The organism is Mammaliicoccus stepanovicii (genome assembly GCF_002902525.1).
Lineage (GTDB): Bacteria > Bacillota > Bacilli > Staphylococcales > Staphylococcaceae > Mammaliicoccus > Mammaliicoccus stepanovicii.
In genome coordinates this window covers 1-540 of record NZ_PPQZ01000105.1, presented here as the reverse complement: position 1 = coordinate 540, position 540 = coordinate 1, and the positions used below count along the sequence as shown (strand labels likewise).

Genomic DNA, 540 nt, shown 5'->3' with positions numbered 1-540 from the left:
TCCGACTAAATCTACATTTGTTGGGATGTCAATTGTATAATTTCCGTCTTTATCTGTTGTACCTGTCGCTGTTGTACCATCTGGGAACGTGATAGTTACGGTTGAGCCTGGTTCTGCCTTACCTGTGATCACTTTGTCTTCACTTGTTACCGGATTAACTGTTGGTGCTGTTGGTGCCGTTGTATCTTTAACCGTTGTTGTTACATCATCAGATTTATTTCCATCTTTGTCTGTCGACGTAACTGGTAATACTTCTCCTCCAACTAAGTCTACATTTGTTGGAATATTTATTGTATAATTGCCGTCTTTATCTGTTGTACCTGTTGCTGTTGTACCATCCGGGAACGTCACAGTTACGGTTGAGCCTGGTTCCGCCGTTCCTGTGATTACTTTGTCTTCGCTTGTTACCGGGTTTACGGTTGGTGCATCTGGTGCTGTTACATCTGTTACTACTGTTGTTGCTTCTGGTGATTTATTTCCATCTTTGTCTGTTGATGTGACTGGTAATACTTCTCCTCCGACTAAATCTACATTTGTTGG

General features: G+C 41.9%; 1 protein-coding gene. It reads right to left on the bottom strand.

Features of this window, described 5'->3' with window-relative positions; all coding sequences use genetic code 11:
• Positions 1–540 (bottom strand): Ig-like domain-containing protein (locus CD111_RS10985; RefSeq protein WP_240610512.1); only part of this gene is annotated, 540 nt, incomplete at both ends.